Source organism: Rhodococcus gannanensis, assembly GCF_042681175.1.
GTDB classification, from domain to species: Bacteria; Actinomycetota; Actinomycetes; order Mycobacteriales; family Mycobacteriaceae; genus Rhodococcus_G; species Rhodococcus_G gannanensis.
Genome location: NZ_JBHUFB010000020.1, coordinates 75,636 through 100,056, shown reverse-complemented (window position 1 = coordinate 100,056; position 24,421 = coordinate 75,636). Strand labels below are relative to the sequence as shown.

At 72.1% G+C, this 24,421-nt stretch carries 1 protein-coding gene (running past one end of the window); it reads left to right on the top strand.

Going from position 1 to position 24,421, the window contains the following annotated elements; translation table 11 throughout:
• A protein-coding gene (locus ACFSJG_RS21490) for a non-ribosomal peptide synthase/polyketide synthase (protein WP_378487270.1) crosses the window boundary here: on the top strand, nt 1-24,421 show its 3' portion. It extends 19,094 nt beyond the left edge of the window; 24,421 of the gene's 43,515 nt are visible here — the last part of the coding sequence; its start codon lies off the left edge, out of view; it ends in the stop codon at nt 24,419-24,421.

The window sequence follows — 24,421 nt, the reverse complement described above, 5'->3', positions numbered from 1 at the left end:
TGCGCACATGCTCACCGATTCCGGCGTGGCCGTCGGTGTCACGACGTCCCGGCATCGCGGCGCGCTGTCGGGTGCCGTCGACTGGCTCGTCCTCGACGAGATCGAGACCCAGCTCGCCGGGGCAGGCGACGACCCCGCCGTGCCCGCCCGGCCGGTGCACGTCGACGACGCCGCGTACGTCATCTACACCTCGGGTTCGACGGGTCTGCCGAAGGGCGTCGTGGTCACCCACCGCGGTCTCGCCGACCTCGTCGCCGAGCAGCGCACCCACATGCTGATCGAACCGCGTTCGCGCACACTGCAGTTCGCCTCGCCGAGCTTCGACGCATCGGTGTTCGAGATGCTGATGGCGTTCGGCAGCGCGTCCACGCTCGTGGTGGCCCCGGCGGACCTGTTCGGCGGCGTCGAGCTCTCCGAGTTCCTCCGCGCCCAGCGCGTCACCCACGCCTGCATCACCCCGGCCGCGCTCGCCGCGGCCGACCCCGCCGGCCTGGACACCCTCCGCGTCCTCGCGGTCGCGGGCGACGCCTGCCCGCCGGAACTGGTGGCCCGGTGGGCACCGGACCGCACGATGCTGAACCTGTACGGCCCGACCGAGGCGACGGTCTGGTCGACGGTGTCCGCACCGCTGCGCGCCGGCGAGCCGATCACCATCGGCGCCCCGACCCGCGGCTTCCACGTCTCCGTTCTCGACGGCCGACTTCGGCCGGCTCCGGTCGGTGTCGCGGGTGAGCTGTACCTGTCGGGGCCCGCGCTGGCCCGGGGCTACCACGCCCGCGGCCCGCTGACGTCGGAACGGTTCGTGGCCAACCCGTTCGGCCGCCCCGGCGAGCGGATGTACCGGACCGGAGACGTCGTCCGGTGGACGGCCGACGGCACCCTCGAGTACGTGGGCCGTTCCGACTTCCAGGTCAAGGTCCGCGGCTTCCGCATCGAACTCGGCGAGATCAGCGGCGCCCTGGCGTGCCACGACAGCGTCGGCTTCGTCACCACCGAGGGCGTCACCGCGCCCGACGGCGACACGGTTCTCGTCGCGTACGTGCTGCCCGCGCCGGGCCGCGTCGTCGACGAGGAGACGCTGCGTGCCTTCGCTGCGGAGTTCCTGCCCGCCTACATGGTTCCGTCGCACGTGGTCGGGCTCGACGAGGTGCCCCTCACCCCGGCGGGCAAGCTGGACCGCCGCGCCCTCCCGGTGCCCGAGTTCGTGGCACCCGAGATCGAGTACGTGGCGCCGCGGTCGCTGACCGAGCAGATCGTCGCAGGCATCTTCGCCGAGGTACTCGGGCTCGACCGGGTCGGCGTGACGGTGAGCTTCTTCGACCTGGGTGGCAACTCGCTGTCCGCCACCAAGGTCACCGCCCGGATCGGCGCCGCACTCGGTGTCCGGGTCGGCGTTCGTGAGTTGTTCGACGCACCCTCCGTCGCCGAACTGGCTGCGCGTGTGGAACATTCGTCGGCTCCCGCCGCTCGTGCACTGACGGCGGCGGATCCGCGCCCGGACCGGATCCCGCTGTCCCTCGCGCAGCGTCGGATGTGGTTCCTCAACCAGTTCGATCCGGAGTCGGCCGCGTACAACGTCCCGATGGCGGTGCGGCTGTCCGGGGCACTCGACGTCGACGCGCTGCGCGCCGCCCTCGTCGACGTCCTGACCCGGCACGAGGTGCTGCGCACCGTGTACCCGGACTCCGCGGACGGACCGTTCCAGCAGATCCTGCCGCCGGCCGACGCCGCCGTGTCGCTGACGCCCGTCGAGGTTCCCGAGAGTGAGGTCGTGGCCCGCGCCGTCGACCTGATCTCCCTCGGTTTCGACGTCACCGCCGCTCCGCCGGTGCGGATCGCACTGTTGCAGACCGCGCCCACCGAGCGGGTGCTCGTCGTGGTGATGCATCACATCGCCGCCGACGGTGCCTCCGTCGCGCCGCTGGCACGGGACGTCATGACCGCCTACGGCGCCCGCGCGCACGGCGTCGCCCCGCAGTGGTCGCCGCTGCCCGTGCAGTACGCGGACTACGCGATCTGGCAGCGCGAGCTCCTCGGGTCGCCGGACGACCCGGAGTCGCTCGTCAGCGGCCAGAGCGCCTACTGGCGTGAGCAACTCGCCGGCCTGCCCGAGGTGCTGGACCTGCCGATGGACCGGCCGCGTCCCGCCGTGCAGTCGACGGCAGGCGCGAACGTCGGGTTCGTCATCGACGCCGCCACCCACGACCGGCTGCTGGAGTTGGCTCGTGCACGCGGGGCCAGCCTGTTCATGGTGCTGCACTCGGCGTTCGCCGTGCTGCTCGCGCGCCTGGGCCGCGAGACGGACATCGCGATCGGCACACCCGTCGCGGGCCGCGGCGAGCAGTCGCTCGACGACCTCGTCGGCATGTTCGTCAACACCCTCGTGCTGCGCACGGGCGTCACCGCCGAGACCACGTTCGCGGCACTCGTCGACGCCGCCCGCGAGACGGACCTGGCCGCGTTCACCCACGCGGACATGCCGTTCGAGCAGCTCGTCGACGTCCTCGCCCCCGCCCGGTCCACCGCGTACCCGCCGCTGTTCCAGGCGATGTTCACGATGCAGAACAACGCGCAGGCGAGCTTCACGCTCCCCGGTCTTACGGTCAGCGGCCTGACCTCCGACTTCGACGTCGCCAAGTTCGACGTGCAGCTGACCGTCGGCGACGCGCGCGACGAGCACGGTGCACCCGCGGACCTGGTGTCGACGCTCAGCTACGCGACCGCACTGTTCGACGAGTCGACCGTCCGGGGATTCGCCGACGCCTACCTGCGGATCCTGTCCGCGGTCGCCGCCGATCCCGAGATCGCGGTCGGCGACATCCGGATCGCGGACACCGCCGACCTCGCCGCGATCGCGGCCGTGAACGCCACCGCGCGACCGGTCCCCGAGGCCACCCTGGTCGACCTGTTCGACGCACAGGTCGCCCGGACGCCCGATGCGGTCGCGCTCGTCGTCGAGGGCGAGTGCCTGACCTACGCGGAGTTCGACGCCCGTGCAAACCGTCTGGCGCGCATGCTGATCGACGCCGGTGTCGGTCCGGACGTGTTCGTCGCGCTCGCCGTCCGGCGGTCGACGGAACTGCTCGTCGGCATGTACGCGGTGATCAAGGCCGGCGGTGCCTACGTGCCGGTCGACCCCGACCATCCGGCCGAGCGCACCCGGTACGTGCTCGACTCCGCGAACCCGGCCGTGGTGCTCACGGGCGGCGATGTCGCGCTCGACCTCCCCGCGGGCGTTCCGGCCTGGTCGCTCGACACACTCGACGTGAGCGGCCGGTCGGACGCGCCGGTCACGGACGCGGACCGCACCCGGCCGCTGCGCGACTCGAACGTCGCGTACGTCATCTACACCTCCGGCTCGACGGGACGCCCGAAGGGTGTCGCGGTGCCGCACTCGGGCATCGTCAACCGCCTCGAGTGGATGCAGGCGCAGTACCCGATGGGACCGTCGGACGCCGTCGTCCAGAAGACGCCGGCGACCTTCGACGTGTCCGTCTGGGAGTTCTTCTGGCCGCTGCAGGTCGGTGCCCGTCTCGTGATCGCACGCCCCGACGGCCACCGGGATCCGCTGTACCTGGCGGACCTGATCGAGGAGCACGACGTCACCACCGCCCACTTCGTGCCGTCGATGCTGTCGGCGTTCACGTCGCTGGTCGACGCGGGTCGGGTGCCGTCGCTGCGGCAGGTCTTCTGCTCTGGTGAGGCGCTCACGCCGCAGGCGGCGCAGTCCTTCGCCGCCCTGAGTGCGGCAGCGCTGCACAACCTCTACGGCCCGACCGAGGCGTCCGTCGACGTCACGTTCCACGAGTACACGGCGGCGGACACCACCACGGTGCCGATCGGCGCCCCCGTCTGGAACACCGAACTGCACGTGCTCGACGGCCGGTTGCTGCCCGTTCCGGTGGGTGTCGCAGGTGAGCTCTACCTGGCGGGCACCCAGCTCGCGCGCGGGTACGTCGGCCGCGCCGACCTGTCGGCGGACCGGTTCGTCGCGAACCCCGCGGGCGCAGGCGAGCGGATGTATCGCACCGGCGACCTGGTGAAGTGGGTCGAGAGCGGTTCGGGCGCACTGGAACTGGTGTACCTCGGCCGAACCGACTTCCAGGTGAAGCTGCGCGGCCTGCGTATCGAGCTCGGCGAGATCGAGTCGGTGCTGCTCGAGCAGCCGGGGATCGCACAGGCGGCGGTCCTCGTCCGCGAGGACGTGCCCGGCGCCCAGCAGTTGGTCGGTTACGTTACGGCCGCCGCCGGCGGCGCGCCGCAGGTCGACGCCGTGCTCGCCGCCGTGTCCGCGCGGCTGCCCGAGTACATGGTTCCGTCGGTGCTGATGGTCCTGGACGCCTTGCCGCTCAACGCCTCCGGCAAGCTCGACCGCAAGGCACTGCCCGCACCGGAGCTCACCGATCGCGCGGAGACCTACCGGGCGCCGAGTACGCCTGCCGAGACCGTATTGGCCCGCCTCGTGGCGGAGCTGCTCGGCGTCGACCGAGTCGGAGTCGACGACTCGTTCTTCGCACTCGGCGGCGACTCGATCATGGCGATCCAGCTGGTGTCGCGGGCCAAGCGTGAGGGCATCGTGCTCAAGCCCGCGCTCGTCTTCGAGCACAAGACGGTCGCGGCCCTCGCCCGCATCGCGGCGGTCGGCGACGACGCGGTCGTCCTCGAGGAGCTGCCCGGCGGCGGCGTCGGCGAGATGCCGCTCACCCCGGTCATGCACTGGATGATCGAGCACCTGCGCGCGTTCGACGAGTTCTCGCAGGCGGTCCTGCTCACCCTGCCCACCGAGGTCGCCGAGGCCGACCTGCACGCCACCGTCCAGACGGTTCTCGACCACCACGACATGCTGCGGTCGCGTCTCGTGCGCGCCGAGGCCGGCGGCCACCTCGAGGTGACCGCCCCCGGTTCGGTGCCCGCCGACGCCCTCGTCACCCGGGTGCCGGTCACCGACCAGCCCGGCTCGGACGCGTTCGCGGCCCTCGCGGAGACCGAGATGCGCCGCGCGGCAACCCGACTCGACCCCGAGGCCGGAGCGATGATCCGGTTCGTCTGGTTCGACACCGGCAGCCCGGAATCAGAGGCGGGTGCGGGTCGCCTGCTGGTTCTCGCCCACCACCTGGTCGTGGACGGCGTCTCCTGGCGAGCGCTCGTCCCGGACCTCGCGCTCGCGTGGTACCGCACCACGCAGGGGCAGGGTGCGGACCTCTCCGGGGTCGGCACGTCGTTCCGGCGCTGGGCGCACGGCCTCGTCGCCGAGGCTCCGTCCCGCGTGGCGGAACTGCCGCTGTGGCAGTCGATCCTCGGCGGCGACGACCCGCTCCTCGGATCCCGCGCCCTCGACCCCGCATCCGACACCGTCGGAACGGTGGAGGACCTGCGCATCGAACTCGACCCGGCGATCGCCGACGCCGTCCTCGGGCGCGTGCCGGCGACGGTGCACGGCACCGCCAACGACGGGCTGCTCACCGCACTCGCCCTGGCAGTCGCGAAGTGGCGTCGGGACCGCGGCGTCGACGCGCCCGGTGCCCTCGTCACCCTCGAAGGCCACGGTCGCGAGGAACAGGCCGTGCCCGGTGCCGACCTCGCGAACACCGTCGGCTGGTTCACCAGCGCCTTCCCGGTCCGACTCGACCTGGCGGGCATCGATCTCGACGACGCCTTCGCCGGCGGACCGGCCGCGGGTGCCGCGCTCAAGCGGGTCAAGGAACAGTTGCTGGCCGTCCCGGACAACGGCATCGGCTTCGGCATGCTCCGCTACCTCGACGGCGAGGGCGGCGCCGCGCTGCGGGAGCTGCCGTCGCCGCAGATCGGGTTCAACTACCTCGGCCGCGTCACGGGAGCCGCGTCCGGAACCGGCGCCCCGTGGGTCCCGGACTCCGCGTCCGGGTCCTTCGGCGGCGTCCGCGACGCCGGCATGACCGCACCGGCCGTGCTCGACGTCAACGCCTCCGCCGTCGACACCGAGGACGGCACCCGCCTCGGCGCCACCTTCTCGTACGCCACCGGTGTCCTCGGTGCGGAGCAGGCACGCGGCATCGCCGACCTGTGGGTCTCGGCGCTCGCCGCGCTCGTCACCCACGCCGACACCCCGGGCGCCGGCGGATTCACCCCGTCCGACCTGCCGCTGGTCGCGCTCGACCAGGCCGGTGTGGAATCCCTCGAGGTCCGGCACCCGGGCCTGGCGGACGTGTGGTCGCTCTCCCCGCTGCAGGAGGGCCTGCTCTTCCACGCGCAGTTCGCGGGCGGGCACCTCGACGCGTACATGGTGCAGACGGTGCTCGACCTCGACGGCGTCGTCGACGCCGCGCGCCTGCGGGAGGCAGGCCGGGCGTTGCTGCGCAGGCACGCGAACCTGCGCGTCGCGTTCGACACCGCGTCGGGCGAGCCGGTGCAGATCGTGCCCGGCGACGTCGAACTGCCCTGGCTGGCAGTCGATCTCGGTGGAGAATCCGATCCGGAGGCCGCGTTCGAGGCGCTGCTCGCGGAGGACCGTGCACGTGGCTTCGACATGGCGACGCCGCCGCTGATCCGGTTCACCCTCGCCGACCTCGGCGGCGGCCGGTACCGGATGCTCTCCACCAACCATCACGTCCTGCTGGACGGATGGTCCACCCCGCTGCTGCTCAAGGACCTGCTCTACCTGTACGCCACCGGCGGCGACGCATCCACGATGCCGCAGGTCGGCGCGTACCGGGACTTCCTGGTCTGGCTGTCCGGTCGCGACCGCGGCGCCTCGACCGCGGCATGGCAGGGTGCCTTCGCCGGTGTCGACGAGCCGACCCTGCTCGCGGCGGGCGAGGGCGACGGTTCCGTTGCCTCCGCCGACCTCGCCACCTTCGCGTCCACGGAACTCACCGCGGACCTGACCGCGCTGGCACGCAGGCAGGGCGTCACCCTCAACACCGTCGTGCAGGCGGCCTGGGGAATCGTGCTGTCCGCGTTGACCTCCCGCCCCGACGTGGTGTTCGGGTCGACGGTGTCCGGCCGACCCGCGGACCTGCCGGGCGTCGAGTCGATGATCGGTCTGTTCATCAACACCCTGCCGGTGCGTGTGACGCTCGACCCGGCGGAGACGCTCGCCGACCTGCTCGCCCGCGTCCAGGTCGAGCAGGCAGCCCTGCTGGACCACCACTACGTGGGTCTGTCCGAGATCCAGCACGTGGTCGGGGCCGGTGCCTCGTTCGACACGCTGACCGTCTTCGAGTCGTACCCGGTGGACCAGGAGGCACTGGCCCGGGCAACCGACATCGACGGCATGCGGGTGACCGGCCTGCGTGGCATGGACTCCACGCACTACCCGCTGACCCTGGTCGCCAGCGTCGCGGACCGGCTGCACCTGCAGATGAAGTACCTGACCGGCATCTACGACGCCGACCGCGTCCAGACACTCCTCGACCGGGTGCTCCGGGTGCTCACCGCGTTCGTGGAGACCCCGGACCGGCGCGTCGCCGCCGTCGACGTGCTCGGCGGCGCCGAGCGCGAACAGGTGCTCGCGTCCTGGTTCGACGCCGGTGTCGAGGTGCCCGCGGGCACCCTCGCCGAGGCGTTCGCGGCGCAGGCGCTCGCCCACGCGGACCGCACCGCGGTCGTCGCTGCTCGGGAACTCGGCGGGGATGGTGCTGCTCGGGAACTCGGCGGAGGTGCTGCCGGTGAAGATCGGATCACGTACGGCGAGCTCGCCGATCGGGTGAACCGTCTGGCCCGCGTTCTGATCGCCGAGGGTGTCGGCCCGGAGTCGATGGTCGCGGTCGCCATGCCGCGCACCACCGACCTGGTGGTTGCCCTGCTCGCGGTGGTGACCGCGGGCGGCGGGTACGTGCCGGTCGACGTCACCTACCCGCAGGACCGCCTCGCTTACATGCTCACCGACTCCGAGCCGGTGCTGGTGCTGTCCACTCGCGGCGATGTGGAGTCGGTGCCGGGCAACGACATTCCGCAGTTGCTGCTGGACTCTCCGGAGCTCGCGGCGCGTCTGGAAGGCACGTCGGCGGCGCCGGTCACCGACGCGGACCGGCGGTCGGCGCTGTCGCCGCTGCACCCCGCCTACGTGATCTACACGTCCGGCTCCACCGGCCGGCCCAAGGGTGTCGTGGTGCCGCACGTGGACGTGCTCACCCTGATGGCGAACACGCAGACCAAGTTCGGTTTCGGCGAGACCGACGTGTGGACGATGTTCCACAGCTACGCCTTCGACTTCTCCGTCTGGGAACTCTGGGGCCCGCTGCTGTTCGGCGGCGAACTCGTCATCGTCGACTACCTGACGTCCCGCTCTCCGGAGGAGTTCCTGGAACTGCTGCGGCGCGAACGGGTGACGGTCCTCAATCAGACGCCGTCGGCGTTCTACCAGCTCGCGGAAGCGGATCGGATCCACTCCTCTCCCCGCAACGCAGGGGAGGAGTCTGTCTCGAGCGCAGGGGAGGAGTCTGTCTCCGACCTGGCGCTGCGGTACGTGATCTTCGGCGGCGAGGCCCTGGACCTGGGTCAGCTGGAGCGCTGGTACGAACGGCATCCGGAGGATTCGCCGCGTCTGGTGAACATGTACGGCATCACCGAGACCACGGTGCACGTCTCGTACCTGGCACTGGACCGCGCGTTCGCGGCCGAGTCGACGGCCAGCGTCATCGGCCGTGGACTGCCCGGCATGGGTGTGTACGTGCTCGACTCGCGGTTGCAGCCGGTCCCCGTCGGCGTCGTCGGCGAGATGTACGTCCACGGCGGGCAGCTCGCCCGCGGGTACCTGGGCCGCCCCGACCTGACCGCGGACCGGTTCGTCGCGAACCCGTTCGTAGGGGCGAGCGGAGCGACACGGGATGTGACCGCCTCGGCCGGCGAGCGGATGTACAGGTCGGGTGACCTTGCCCGCTGGAACGACCGCGGTGAGCTGGAGTACCTGGGTCGCAGCGACTTCCAGGTGCAGCTGCGCGGCTTCCGCATCGAGCTCGGCGAGATCGAGTCGGCGCTGCTGCGGTTCGACGGCGTCGCGGCGTCCGCGGTGCTGGTCCGCTCCGACGAGCTCACGGGCGACCGCCTCGTCGGCTACGTCGTGCCCGAGGCAGGCGCGACCGTCGAGGCCGACGCGGTCCTCGCGTTCGTCGGTGAGTTCCTGGCCGCGTACATGGTGCCGTCGGCGCTCGTCGTGCTCGGCGAGTTCCCGCTGACCGCGAACGGCAAGCTCGACCGTCGGGCCCTGCCCGCACCCGACTTCGTCTCGGCGGCAGTCGAGTTCGTCGATCCCCGGACTCCGGTGGAGCGGGCCGTTGCGGACGTGTTCGCGGCCGTGCTCGGCGCCGAGCGGGTGGGCGCCCACGACAGCTTCTTCGACCTCGGCGGCAACTCGCTGGTCGCGACCCGCGCGATCGCCCGCGTCAACGCCGCGCTCGACTCCGCGCTCGGCGTCCGGGACCTGTTCGAGGCACCGACGGTCGCCGAACTGGCACAGCGGTTCGAACGCGCGGGCGCAGGTGCGGGGCGTCCCGCGTTGACGCCGCAGGCGCGACCGGCGCGGATCCCGCTGTCGCTGGCGCAGCAGCGGATGTGGTTCCTCAGCCGCTTCGACCCGGAGTCTCCCGCTTACAACATCCCGATGGCCGTGCGTCTGTCGGGCGAACTCGACACCGGTGCGCTGGCGCAGGCGGTGCGGGACGTGCTCGGCAGGCACGAGTCGCTGCGGACGATGTTCCCGGACTCGGAGGACGGGCCGCACCAGGTGGTCGTCCCCGCCGACGAGGTGGACCTCGACCTCGCCCCGGTCGCGGTGACGCAGTCCGAGCTGGCGGCCGCCGTGGTCGAGCTGCTCGGAACCGGCTTCGACGTCACCGCCGCTCCGCCGGTCCGGGCCCGTCTGCTCGCGGTCGGCGAGGCCGGAGTGGAGCCTGCGGAACGACTCGACAGGACCGAGCACGTCCTGGTGATGGTGGTGCACCACATCAGCGCCGACGGCATGTCGATGGCGCCGCTGGCGCGCGACGTCATGCTCGCCTACACCTCGCGCACGGCCGGTGCGGCGCCGCAGTGGGCCCCGCTGCCCGTGCAGTACGCGGACTTCGCGATCTGGCAGCGTGACCTGCTCGGCTCGGAGGACGATCCCGACTCGCTCGCCTCCCGGCAGATCGGCTACTGGACCGGCGCGCTCGCCGGCCTGCCCGATGCCCTCGACCTGCCCACCGACCGGCCTCGCCCGGCCGACCAGTCGATGCGCGGCGGACGCCACCTGTTCACGATCGGCGAGGACCTGCGCCGCGCGGTGCACGAGCTCGCCGCGGCCAACGGCGCCACGCCGTTCATGGTCCTGCACGCGGCCCTGTCGGTACTGCTCGCCCGCCTGACCCGCGAGTCGGACATCGCGGTCGGCACGCCGATCGGCGGGCGCGGCGAGGCCGCCCTCGACGACCTCGTCGGCATGTTCGTCAACACGATCGTGCTGCGGGCGAACGTCGGCGGGGAGGACTCGTTCTCCGACCTGCTCGCGCGCGTGCGCCACGACGACCTCGGTGCCTTCGGTAACACCGACATTCCGTTCGAGCGGCTCGTCGACGTCCTCAACCCGGCCCGGTCCACCGCCCGGCATCCGCTGTTCCAGGTGTCGCTGTCGTTGCAGAACCAGCAGCGGGCCGAGTTCGAGCTGCCCGGTCTGACCGTCAGTGCGCTCGATCCCGGCGCCGAGGTCACCCAGTTCGACCTCGACCTCACCCTCGGCGACGCCGTCACCGAGGCGGGCGAGCCCGACGGCATGTACGCGTACTTCACGTACGCCACCGACCTGTTCGACGAGTCCACGGTCGCCGGGTTCGCCGAGCGGTTCGTCCGGATCCTCGGCGCCGTGGTCGCCGACCCCGCCGCCCCCGTCGGTGACGCGGACGTCCTCGCCCCCGCCGAACGCGAGCGGATGCTGGTGGACTGGAACGACACCGCGGTCGACCTGGAGCCGGCCACTCTGGTCTCGCTGTTCGACGCCCAGGTCGCCCGCACACCCGACCGGGTCGCCGTGCGGTACGAGGACCGTCAGCTCGACTACCGCGAGTTCGACGCCGCAGCGAACCGGTTGGCGCGCACGCTGATCGAGTCCGGCGTCGGCCCCGAGTCCCGGGTCGGCCTCGCGATGCGGCGTTCGCTCGACCTGATGATCGGCATCTACGCGATCGTCAAGGCCGGTGGTGCTTACGTCCCGATCGACCCGGACCACCCGGCCGAGCGCACCGCCTATGTCCTGCACTCGGCCGATCCAGTCCTGGTCCTGACCACCATGACGGACGGCGCCGACCTGCCCGCCGACCGCTCGGTGCTGTTCGTCGACACCCTCGACCTCGGTGCCCTGTCGTCGGCACCGGTCACCGACGCCGACCGTCTGGCGCCGCTGCGTCCGGACAACGCCGCGTACGTCATCTACACCTCCGGATCGACGGGCCGGCCGAAGGGCGTGGCGGTGTCGCACGCCGCGATCGCCAACCAGACCCGGTGGATGCACACCCACTTCGGCATGACCGACGCCGATCGGGTGATGCAGAAGGCGCCGATCACGTTCGACGTCTCGGTGTGGGAGTGCTTCGCGGCGTTGCAGGTCGGAGGCGCCGTGGTGGTGCTGCGGCCCGACGGCCACCGCGACCCGGAGTATCTGACCGAGGTGATGGCCGCCGAGGCGATCACGGTCGCCGAGTTCGTGCCGTCGCTGCTCGAGATGCTGCTCGCCAGCCCCGGCATGGGGATCCCCGCGTCCATGCGCCACATCGTCGCGGGCGGCGAGGCGCTGTCCCCGCAGACCGCACGCCGGGTCGCCGAACACGGTGTCGCGGTGCACAACACCTACGGGCCCACCGAGGCCGCGATCACCACGACCGCGTTCGACGCCGCGGGCGCGGGGGAGTGGACCGTCCCGATCGGCCGCGCCGTCTGGAACACCACCTCGTACGTCCTCGACGCCCGGCTGCGGCCCGTCGCCGTCGGTGTCGCAGGCGAGCTGTATCACGCCGGCGACCAGCTCGCCCGCGGCTACGTGGGCCGGACCGACCTCACCGCCGACCGGTTCGTCGCCGACCCGTTCGGTACCGATGGCGGCCGTATGTACCGCACCGGTGACCTGGTCCGCTGGAACACGCAGGGACAGCTCGAGTTCCTGGGTCGGACCGACTTCCAGGTGAAGCTGCGCGGCCTGCGCATCGAGCTCGGGGAGATCGAGGCGGCGCTGCTCGCGCAGCCGTCGGTCGACCAGGCCGTCGTCGTGCTGCACAGCGACCCCCACACCGGGGACCAGCTCGTCGCGTACGTGGTGGGCACGGCTGTCGACTCCGCGGACCTCAAGTCGCGTCTGGCCGCACGCCTGCCCGGCTACATGGTCCCGGCCGCGTTCGTCGTGCTCGACGAGATGCCACTGAACGCCAGCGGCAAGCTGGACCGCCGGGCGCTGCCCACCCCGCACATCGAGGTCGACCGCGCCGACTTCGTCGCCCCGCGCGGACCGGTCGAGGAAATCGTCGCGTCCGTGTTCGCGGAGGTCGTCGGCCGAGGTCGCGTCGGCGCCACCGACAGCTTCTTCGATCTGGGCGGAAACTCGCTCGTGGCGACCCGGGTCGTCGCCCGCGTCAACGCCGCGCTCGGCACGAACCTCGGCGTGCGCGCACTCTTCGACGCGCCGACCGTCGCCGGCCTTGCGCAGCAGGCAGAGCGGGCAGGCACCGGCCGGACCACGCCCGCCCTCGCCGCCAGGACGCGGCCCGACCGGATCCCGCTGTCGCTGGCGCAGCAGCGGATGTGGTTCCTCAACCGCTTCGACCCGTCCTCCGCCGCGTACAACATTCCGCTCGCGGTGCGACTGACCGGCGACCTCGACACGACGGCGATGGCCGCCGCGGTACGCGACGTGATCGCCCGGCACGAGTCCGTCCGCACGGTGTTCCCGGACTCCGCCGACGGACCGCACCAGGTGATCCTCGGTGTCGACGACGTCGCGACGGACCTGGAACCGCTGGACGTCACCGCCGACGAGATCGCCTCGGTGGTGAGCGCATTCGCGCTCGCACCGTTCGACGTGACCGAGGCGGCGCCGGTCCGCGTCGCGCTGTACCGGGTCGCTCCCGACGAGCACGTCCTCGCGTTCGTGGTGCACCACATCTCCGGAGACGGATCCTCGACCGCACCGCTCGCCCGCGACGTCATGGTCGCGTACCTCGCGCGCACCGCCGGGGTGGAGCCCGGCTGGGCGCCGCTCGAGGTGCAGTACGCGGACTACACGCTGTGGCAGCGCGAGCTGCTCGGCGACGAGGCCGACCCCGAGTCCCTCGTCGCTCGGCAGATCGCCTACTGGACCTCGGCTCTCGCCGGCGTCCCCGAGGTGCTGGCCCTGCCGACGGACCGCCCGCGACCGGCCGAGCGCACCCAGCGCGGCCGCTCGGTCGAGTTCACGGTGTCCGCACAGACGCACCAGCGGCTCCGCGAGATCGCCCGTGGCAACGGCGCGACCGTCTTCATGGTGATGCACTCCGCGCTCGCGGTGCTGCTCGCGCGACTGTCGGGCACCTCCGACATCGCCGTCGGCACCCCCATCGCCGGTCGCGGCGAGCGTGCCCTCGACGACCTCGTCGGCATGTTCGTCAACACCCTGGTGCTGCGCACCGACGTCGACGGCGCCGAGGACTTCACCACCCTCCTCGGTCGGGCCCGCGAGACGGACCTCGGTGCGTTCGCACACGCTGACCTGCCGTTCGAGCGGCTCGTCGACCTTCTCGACCCGGCCCGCTCGACCTCGCACTCACCGCTGTTCCAGGTGGTGCTGTCCACCGAGGACACCGGCGAGGAGCGGTTCGAACTGCCCGGCCTGACCGTCAGCGGCATCGCCGACGACAGCCACGTCGAGAAGTTCGACCTCGAACTGTCGTACACCGAGGCCGTCGACGACGACGGTGTCGCGACCGGCATGACCGCCCGATTCGGTTACGCCACAGACATCTTCGACGCCGAGACCGTCGAGCTGTTCGCGGCGCGACTGTCCCGGGTCCTGGACGCGGTCGCGGCCGACCCGTCGGCCGCCGTCGGTGACATCGAGATCCTCGGAGAGTCGGAGCGTGCCGCGCTCACCTCGGTCCGCGGCGCGGGCGAGGTCGGTGCACGCACCCTCGCCGAGCTGTTCGCCGCCACCGCCGCGGTCGACCCCGCAGGCACCGCGCTCGTGTTCGGGGACACCGCCGTCAGCTACCGGGAACTCGACGAGAGTTCCTCGCGGCTCGCCCGGATCCTGATCGACCGCGGTGTCGGACCGGAGAGCTTCGTCGCCCTCGGCCTGCCCCGGTCGATCGAATCGGTCACCGCAGTGTGGGCCGTCGCGAAATCCGGTGCGGCGTTCCTGCCCGTCGACCCGAACTACCCGGCCGACCGGATCAGCCACATGCTCACCGATTCCGGGGCACCGCTCGGTGTCACGGTCCGCGCACACCGCGACTCGTTCGACGACTCCGTCGACTGGCTGGTGCTCGACGACGCGGACTTCGTTGCCGACTGGGCGCAGCAGCCGTCCGGGCCGGTCACCGACGCCGAGCGGGTGTCCCCGGTCGACCTCCGCGACGTCGCCTACCTGATCTACACCTCCGGCTCGACGGGTCTGCCGAAGGGCGTCGCGGTCAGCCACCAGGGCGTGCGCAACCTCGCCGAGGACGTCCGTCGCCGGTTCTCGCTGGGCTCCGCGTCGCGGGTGCTGCACGTGACGACCCCGAGCTTCGACGCGTCGATCATCGAGTTCCTGATGGCGTTCGGCTCCGGCGCCACCCTGGTGATCGCCCCGCCGACCGTCTTCGGCGGCGCCGAACTCACCCAGCTGCTGCGTGACGCCGAGGTGACCCACGCGTTCATCACGCCCGCCGCCCTCGCGTCGGTGGACGAGCGGGGACTGGACCGCCTCGTGATGATCGGCACCGGCGGCGACGCCTGCCCGCCGGAACTGGCGGAGCGCTGGGCCCCCGGCCGCGCGATGTACAACATGTACGGCCCGACCGAGGCCACGATCGCGGTCGCGATCGACGGCCCGATGGAAGCCGGCGAACCCGTCGCCATCGGTGGCCCCACCCTCGGTGTCGAGGCGCTGGTGTTCGACTCGCGCCTGCGGCCGGTGCCCGCCGGTGTCCCCGGCGAGCTGTACCTCGCGGGGCCGGAACTGGCGCGTGGCTACCACGCCCGCGCCGGGCTCACCTCGGATCGCTTCGTCGCCAACCCGGTCGGGACGCCCGGTGCCCGGATGTACCGCACCGGTGACGTCGTCCGCTGGATCGCCGGGGACTCCGCGCCGCGCCTGCAGTACCTCGGCCGGTCCGACTCCCAGGTCAAGGTTCGCGGATTCCGCATCGAGCTCGGCGAGATCAACTCGGCCCTCGCCGCCGACCCGGGAATCGACTTCGCACACACCACCGGTCACACGGCCGAGTCCGGCGAGACCCACCTGGTGTCGTACGTCCTCGCGGCCCCCGACGCCGACGTCCGGGTCTCGGACCTCACCGCGAGCCTGGCGCGGACGCTGCCCGCGTACATGGTGCCGTCCGCGATCGTCGTGCTCGACGAACTGCCGATGACCCCGGCAGGCAAGCTCGACACCCGAGCCCTGCCCGAACCCGAGGTCGTCACGGTCACCGGCGCGCACGTCCCGCCGCGGACCGCGACCGAGGAGATCGTCGCAGGCATCTTCGCCGAGGTGCTCGGCGTGGCCGGCGTCGGCTCGACGGACAGCTTCTTCGACCTCGGCGGCAACTCGCTGTCGGCGACCCGGGTCACCGCCCGGATCGGCTCCGTCCTCGGCGCGACCGTCGGCGTCCGGCAGGTGTTCGACGCACCCACCGTCGCGGCACTCGCCGCGCACGTGGACTCGACTCGCGCACAGGGTGTCTCGCGCCCGGCCCTGATCGCCGGACCGCGTCCGGACCGGATCCCGCTGTCGCTCGCGCAGCGACGGATGTGGTTCCTCAACCAGTTCGACACCGACTCCGCCGCCTACAACATCCCGCTCGCGGTGCGGCTGTCCGGCGACCTCGACGTCGCCGCGCTCGCCGCCGCCGTCGCCGACGTCGTGGGCCGGCACGAGACCCTCCGGACCGTCTACCCGGCCGTCGGACGGGAACCGTTCCAGGTGGTGCTGCCCGCCGACGAGGTGGTGCCCGCGCTCACCCCGCGTCCGGTCACCGACGGCGAACTGCTCACCGCGGTCGCCGCGTTCGCCGGCGGCGGATTCGACGTCACCGTCGCCCCGCCGCTGCGGATCGCGCTGTTCGAGACCACGCCGACCGAGCGGATCCTGGTCGTCGTCGTGCACCACATCGCAGGCGACGGCTCGTCGATGGCGCCGCTCGCCCGTGACGTCATGGTCGCGTACGGATCCCGCGCCGCCGGACTGGCGCCGCAGTGGACCGAACTTCCGGTCCAGTACGCCGACTACGCGCTCTGGCAGCGTGAGCTGCTCGGCGACGAGAACGACCCGCAGTCCGTCGCGGCCCGCCAGATCGACTTCTGGCGTGGCGCACTCGCGGACCTGCCGACGGTGCTGGAACTGCCCACCGACCGGCCCCGGCCCCCGGTGCAGTCCCTCGACGGCGACGCGATCGACTTCACGATCGGGGAGGACACGCACCGGGCCCTCGTCGAGGTGGCGCGAGCCGCCGGGGCGAGCGTGTTCATGGTCGCGCACGCCGCGCTGTCGGTGCTGCTCGCCGGTCTGTCCGGCACGACCGACGTCGCCGTCGGCACCCCGTCCGCCGGCCGCGGTGACGCCGCGCTCGACGACCTCGTCGGCATGTTCGTCGGCACCCTGGTCCTGCGCGCCCAGGTCGACCCGGACGCGACGTTCGCCGATCTGGTCGCGGCGGTCCGCGAGAGCGATCTCGCGGCGTTCGGGCACACCGACATTCCGTTCGAGCGGCTCGTCGAGGTGCTCGAACCGGAACGGTCCACCGCGCACTCGCCGCTGTTCCAGGTGATGCTCACCTTCCAGAACCTGGAACGGGCGAGCTTCGCGCTGCCCGGGCTCACCGTCGGCGCCCTCGACGCGGGACCCGAACCCGCCAAGTTCGACCTGACCTTCGGGCTCCAGGAGACCTACGGCGAGGATGGCGCCCCCGCCGCCATCGCCGGATCGCTCAGCTACGCCACCGCGCTCTTCGACGAGGCGACGGCACGGTCGTTCGCCGACCGGTTCGGACGCATCCTCGACCAGGTGTCGGCGAACCCGGCGCTGCGCATCGGTGACGTCGACCTGCTCGGTCAGGACGAGCGTGCGCGGATCGACGAGATCGGTCGCGGGCCGGTTCCCGAGGTGGACGCCCCGACACTCCTCGGTCGGATCGCGGCCCACGTGGCCCGCACACCGGACGCCCACGCCGTCGTCGACGGCGACCGGTCGCTGTCGTACCGCGAACTCGACGAGCGTGCGAACGGCCTTGCCGCCCGGCTGGACTCGGCCGGCGCGGGTCGCGACGACGTCGTCGCCCTCGCGCTCGGCCGGTCGGCCGACTGGGTTGTCGGCATGCTTGCCGCGTGGAAGATCGGCGCCGCGTACGCGCCCGTCGATCCGTCGCACCCGGTGGACCGGATCGCGTTGCTGCTCGCCGACACCGGCGCCCGGGCCCTCGTGTCCACGGCGGACTGGATCTCGTCGTCGAACCTCGGTGACTCGGTCGGCACCGCCGCCGTGATCGTGGTCGACGACGCCGCCGATGCGGCGCAGCCCGTCGACCCCTGGACGGAGCCCGGCGCGGGCGCCCGACTCGGCTACGTCATCTCGACGTCCGGGTCCACCGGCCGGCCCAAGCCGACGCTGGTGCCGATGGCGGGCATCGCCAACACCGTCGACTGGTACCGGCGCGAACTGGCCCTCGCCGAGGGCGACGGAGTGCTCGTCGCCTCGTCCCCGAGCTTCGACCTCACCCAGAAGAACGTGTGGGCGGCGCTCGTGTCCGGCGCCACCGTTCACCTGGCAGGCGAGGCCTTCGACCCCGAGACGATCCTGCGGATCGTCGCGTCGAACCCGGTCGCCGTGGCCAACATGTCGCCGTCCGCTTTCGACGCGGTCCTCGACGCCGACACCGACGGCGCACTGGCACGCCTGCGGATGCTGTTCCTCGGCGGCGAGGCCGTGAAGCCGACGGTCCTGCGCGACCTGATCGACGGCGGACTGCGCGTGTTCAACAGCTACGGCCCGACCGAGGCGTCGGACGTCGTGTCGTTCCACGAGATCGGCCGCGACGAGCACGGCAGCGTGCCGATCGGCGCACCGATCCCCGGTGTGGAACTGCACGTCCTCGACGACCGGCTCCGTCCCGTCCCGATCGGCGTTGCCGGCGAGCTGTACGTCGGCGGCGTCGCCGTCGGCCGCGGTTACGGGGCCATGTTCGGGCAGACCGCGGACCGGTTCCTCGCGAACCCGTTCGGCGAGAACGGCTCCCGCATGTACCGGACCGGTGACCGCGTCCGCTGGAACCGCACAGGTCGGCTCGAGTACCTCGGTCGCGCCGACTTCCAGGTCAAGCTGCGTGGCCTGCGGATCGAGCTCGGCGAGATCGAAGCGGTCCTGCACGACCAGGACTCGGTGGCGCAGGCGGCGGTGCTGGTGCGGGAGGACAACCCCGGCCAGCAGCTGCTCGTCGGCTACGTGGTGCCCACCCCGGGCGCCGCACTCGACGAGTCCGCACTCGCGGCCGGGCTGCGCCGGAGCCTGCCCGAGTACATGGTTCCCGCGGTCTTCGTCGCGCTCGACGCCTTCCCGCTCAACCGCAGCGGAAAGCTCGACCGCAACGCCTTGCCCGCACCGGACCTCGCCGCCCGCGCAGGCGCGTCCCGAGCCCCCCGGACCGACACCGAGAAGCTGCTGTGCGAGCTGTTCGCGCAGGTGCTCGGCCTCGAGTCCGTCGGTGTCGACGACTCGTTCTTCGCCCTCGGTGGAGACAGCATCCTGTCCATCCAGCTCGCTGCGCGCGCCAAGCACGCGGGACTCGTGCTGACCTCGCGGATGGTGTTCGAACACCGGACCGTCGCGGCGCTCGCCGCGGTCGCGTCCGCCGTCGAACAGGTGGTACTCGACGAACTGCCCGGCGGCGGAGTCGGCGACGTCCCGCTCTCGCCGATCGCGCACTGGATGATCGGGCACGGGCGCAGCCACCGCAGGTTCTCGCAGGCCGAGATCCTCACGCTGCCACGCGATGTCGACCCGGCGCACCTGACCGCCGCGGTCCAGGCGGTCGTGGACCACCACGACATGCTGCGTGCCCGACTGGTCGCCGACCCCGCGTCGATCGACGTGCTCGCACCCGGCGCGATCGACGCGGCCGGGCTGGTCCGCACCGTCGCCCACACCGGTGACTTCGTCGACGTCGCTCCCGCCGAACTCGACGCCGCCGCCGACCGGCTCGACGCGGCAGGCGCCGTCATGATCCAGGCCGTCTGGCTGGTCCCGGAGGACGCCGCACAGCCGGGTCGGCTCATGCTGCTCGTGCACCACCTGGCCGTCGACGGCGTGTCCTGGCCGATCATCAGCGGCGACGTCGTCACCGCCTGGGGTCAGATCTCCCACGGCCAGACGGTCGCCCTCGCGCCGGTCGGCACGTCGGCACGGCGATGGGCACACGGTCTCGTCGACGAGGCCCGCTCCGAGCGCCGCGTCGCCGAACTGGACACCTGGCAGCGCATCCTGAGCGGACCGGACCCGGACCTCGGTTCCCGGCCGCTCGACCCCGAACGCGACGTCGTCGCCACCACCGAGGACCTGCTCGTCGAGGTTCCGGCCGGCATCGCGGACGCGGTCCTCACGACGCTGCCGCAGCGCTTCCACGGCACCGCCAACGACGGACTGCTCACGGCACTGACGCTGGCGCTGGCCGCATGGCGGCGTGAGCGCGGCATCGACGAGCCCACCGCGCTGGTCAACCTCGAGGGTCACGGCCGCGAAGAGCAGGTGCTGCCCGGCGCCGACCTCTCCCGCACCGTCGGCTGGTTCACCACCCAGGTGCCGGTCCGCCTCGACCTCGCCGGTGTCGACCTCGCCGCGGCCTTCGCGGGCGGCGCGGAGCTCGGCGCCGCGGTCAAGGCCGTCAAGGAACAGTTGCTCGCGGTGCCGGACCACGGCATCGGGTACGGCCTGCTCAGCAGGCTCAACCCCGACACCGCACCGCTCCTCGCCGGGTACGCCGCCCCGCAGATCGGATTCAACTACCTGGGTCGCCGCGGGTCGGTCGCCGAGACAGGCGAATCCGCCGCCGCCACGCCGTCCGTCAACCTGGCCGGCCGCCGCGACGACGACATGGTGGTGCCCGCGGTCCTCGACATCAACGCCGCCGCGATCGGCACCGCGACGGGCTCCGCGCTCGTCGCGACCTGGACCTACGCGAGCGGGATGCTGGACCGCACCGAGGTGCAACGCTTCGCCGACCTCTGGGTGGCGGCGCTGACCGCGCTCGCCGAGTACGCGACCCGTCCCGAGACGGGCGGTTTCACCCCGTCCGACTTCGACCTGGTGACGGTCGACCAGCGCCGGATCGACCTGTGGGAGGAGCAGTACCCCGGACTGTCCGACGTCTGGTCGCTGTCGCCGCTGCAGGACGGCCTGGTCTACCAGTCGCAACTGGCCGACGGCGACACGGACTTCTACCTGGTCCAGATGATGCTCACCCTCACCGGGCGGGTGGACGCCGACCGGATCCGCACCGCCGGGCAGGCGCTGCTGGGCCGGTACCCGAACCTGCGGGCGGCGTTCAGCTACGAGGGCGGTGTCGGCGCGCAGATCGTCCAGGACGGCGTCGCCCTGCCGTGGCGGACGGTCGATCTGACCGGTGTGCCTGCCGCGGAGCGGGATTCGGCGCTCTCCGCCCTGCAGGACGCGGACCGTGCCGAGGGCTTCGACCTCGCGTCGGCGCCGCTGATCCGCTTCACGCTGGTCCGGGTCGCCGACGACGAGCACCGGCTGATGCTGCTCGTTCACCACGCGCTCATCGACGGCTGGTCCACGCCGCTGCTGCTGCGTGAGCTGCTCACCCTGTACGCAACCCACGGCGACACGACCCACCTGCCGGCTGCCCGCAGCTACCGGGACTTCCTCGCCTGGCTGTCGGTGCAGGACCGTGCCCGGTCGCTGGAGGCATGGCGGGACGCGTTCGACGGCAGCGACGAGCCGACCGTCGTGGTCGGCGACGCAGGCACCGATCCCGGTGACTCCCAGGAACTGTCGGCGCACCTCGACACCGAGGTGTCGGACGCACTGGTCGCGCTCGGCCGCGAGCAGGGCTTCACGATGAACACCGTCGTGCAGACCGCGTGGGCGCTGGTCGTCGCAACCCTCACCGGCCGCGACGACGTCACCTTCGGTGCCACCGTGTCCGGACGCCCGCCGCAGATCGCGGGTGTCGAGGAGATGATCGGCCTGTTCATCAACACCCTGCCCGTGCGGGTGCGGACCGACGCCACCGAGACGGTGACCGACCTGCTCACACGGGTGCAGGGCGAGCAGGCGGACCTCCTCGACCACCACTACCTCGGGATGCCGGAGATCCAGTCGGTCACCGGCGCAGGGGCCTCGTTCGACACCCTCGCGGTGTTCGAGTCCTACCCGGACAGCGGTGCCGGGGGAGGCGGCGACATCGACGGCATGACCGTCGCGGGCATGTCGGGTTCGGACTCGGTCCACTACCCGCTCGCCCTGGTCGCCGAGTACGGCGGAACCCTCGACCTGCGACTGAAGTTCCTCGACGGCATGGTCTCGGCGGAGTTCGCAGGCACCGTGCTCGGCATGGTCACCCGCGCGATGGAATCGTTCGCGCGGAGCCCGCGCACCCGCCTCGCCGCACTCGATCTCCTCGAGGAGACGCAGCGCGCCGAACTGGTGCCCGCACACGGCCCGCAGGGCCACGGCTTCCGTAGCATGCCCGACCTGCTCGCCGCTGCTGCGGCCGTCGACCCGGGCGCACTCGCCCTGATCGAGGGCGACGAGAGCGTGACCTACCGCGACCTCGACGAGGTCTCGAACCGGCTGGCGCGCCTGCTCCTCGACTCGGGTGTAGGGACGGAGAGCGTCGTCGCGATCGCGCTGTCGCGGTCTGTCGAGTCGGTCACCGCGATCTGGGCGACCGCGAAGGCGGGTGCCGCGTTCCTGCCGATCGACCCGAGCTACCCGACGGACCGGATCGAGCACATGCTCACCGATTCCGGTGCCGTTCTCGGGGTGACGCTGCACGCGCACCGCGACGGCCCGCGTGCCGGACTGCCCTGGATCGAGATGGACGATCCCGACGTCGCGGCACGGCTGGCCTCGTACTCGCCTGCACCCGTGACCGACGCCGACCGCACCCACCCGGTACGCCCCGGCTCGGCGGCGTACATGATCTACACCTCCGGCTCCACCGGTCTTCCGAAGGGTGTCGTGGTCACCCACCGCGACGTGTTCAACACCGCGGAGGAGGCACGCACCCGCTTCGGGATCGCGCCGGGTGACCGTGTGCTGCACGTGATCTCGCCGAGCTTCGACGCGTCGGTCCTCGAGTACCTGATGGCGTTCGGCGCGGCGGCCACGATGGTCGTCGCTCCCGCTGGGGTGTTCGGCGGCATGGACCTGGCCGACCTGATGCGCAAGCAGCACGTCACGCACACCTTCATGACGCCCGGCTCGCTCGCGTCCGTCGACCCCGAGGGCCTCGACGAACTGCGGTTCGTCTCCGTCGGTGGTGAGGCGTGCCCGGCCGACCTCGTGGCGCGGTGGGCGCCGGGACGGACGTTCGTCAACGCCTACGGCCCCACAGAGGCGACGATCTGGGTGACCGCCACCGGCGGCATCGAACCCGGGGAGCACGTCACGATCGGCGGGCTGCTCGCCGGCGTCGGCGCCGTCATCCTCGACCGGCACCTGCGGCCGGTCCCCGCAGGCGTCCCCGGCGAGCTGTACGTCTTCGGCGACTCCCTGGCTCGTGGGTACCACCGCCGTGCGGCGCTGACCTCGGACCGGTTCGTCGCCAATCCCTACGGTGCGCCGGGTGACCGGATGTACCGCACCGGCGACGTCGCGCGCTGGGTTGCGCACGAGGAGTCAGGTGGCTGGATCGTCGACTACCTGGGTCGCTCCGACTTCCAGGTCAAGGTCCGCGGGTTCCGGATCGAGCTCGGCGAGATCGAGTCCGCACTGGCCGCGCACCCGAGCGTCGAGTTCGTCCACGTCATCGGTGTTCCCGGTCCGGGCGGGGCGACCGCGCTCGCGGCGTACGTCCTTCCCGTCGAGGGCACCGACGTCGACCCGGTCACGCTCACCGCGTTCGCGGGGGAGACGCTGCCCCCGTACATGGTTCCGGCCGCGATCGTGCCGATCAGCGCGATCCCGCTGACGGGCGCGGGCAAGATCGACCGCAGGGCGCTGCCCGAGCCGCAGTTCGCGGAACGGGCGCCGTACGTCGCGCCGAGCACGCCGACCGAGTCGATCGTCGTCGCGGCGTTCGAGGAAGTGCTCGGGGCCGAGGGTGTGGGCGTCGACGACGGCTTCTTCGACCTCGGCGGGCACTCGCTGCTCGCGACCCGGCTCGTCGCCCTGGTCGGGGAACGGACCGCGGTACGGGTGCCGCTGCAGTGGATGTTCACCGATCCGACGCCGCGCCGCATCGCCGAACGGGTCGACGCCGAGGCCACCGGTGCCGGCGCCGACGAGGACGCGCTGCAGGTCGTGTTGCCGCTGCGTAGCGGGGATGCCGACGGCGCGGTGCCGCCGCTGTTCTGCATCCACCCGTTCGTCGGACTCTCGTGGTCGTACGGTGGCCTCGCGCAGCACCTGCCCGCCGACCGCCCGCTGTACGGCATCCAGTCTCCGGTCCTGTCGGGCGGCGTCCTGCCGGACACCGTCGAGGACATCGCGGCCCACTACGTGGACCGGATCCGGGAGGTGCAGCCGGAGGGGCCGTACCACCTGCTCGGCTGGTCGTTCGGTGGCGTCGTCGCCCACGAGATGGCCGTCCGGCTGCAGGGCGTGGGGGAGACGGTCGGCTCCGTGGTGATGCTCGACAGCTTCCACGAACTGGTCGAGGTCGGGTCGGCTGCCGCCGCGGCCGACATGACCGAGGTGGTCGCGGGGCTCGGCTTCGGCATCGACCTCGGCCCGGACCCGTCGGCGATCACTCCCGACGTCCTGCTCGCGCTGCTGCGGGGGGTTCCGGGCTTCCCGCCCACGCTCACCGCCGAGGACCTCGAGCGCATCCTCGTCAGCGCGGGCCGGGCAGGCGAACTCGTCGACACCCACCGCCCGAAGCGGTACGACGGGCACGTCGACTACTTCGCCGCGGCCGGCGGCGGCGAGCAGCACCGTGGCTCCGAGCAGTGGGCCCGGCACGCCGGTTCGATCGATACGCATGCCGTCGACTCCGATCACAACGGCATGACCACGCCGGACGCGCTGGCGCAGATCGGGCCCGTCCTCGACCGGATCCTCCGCGGTCGGTGA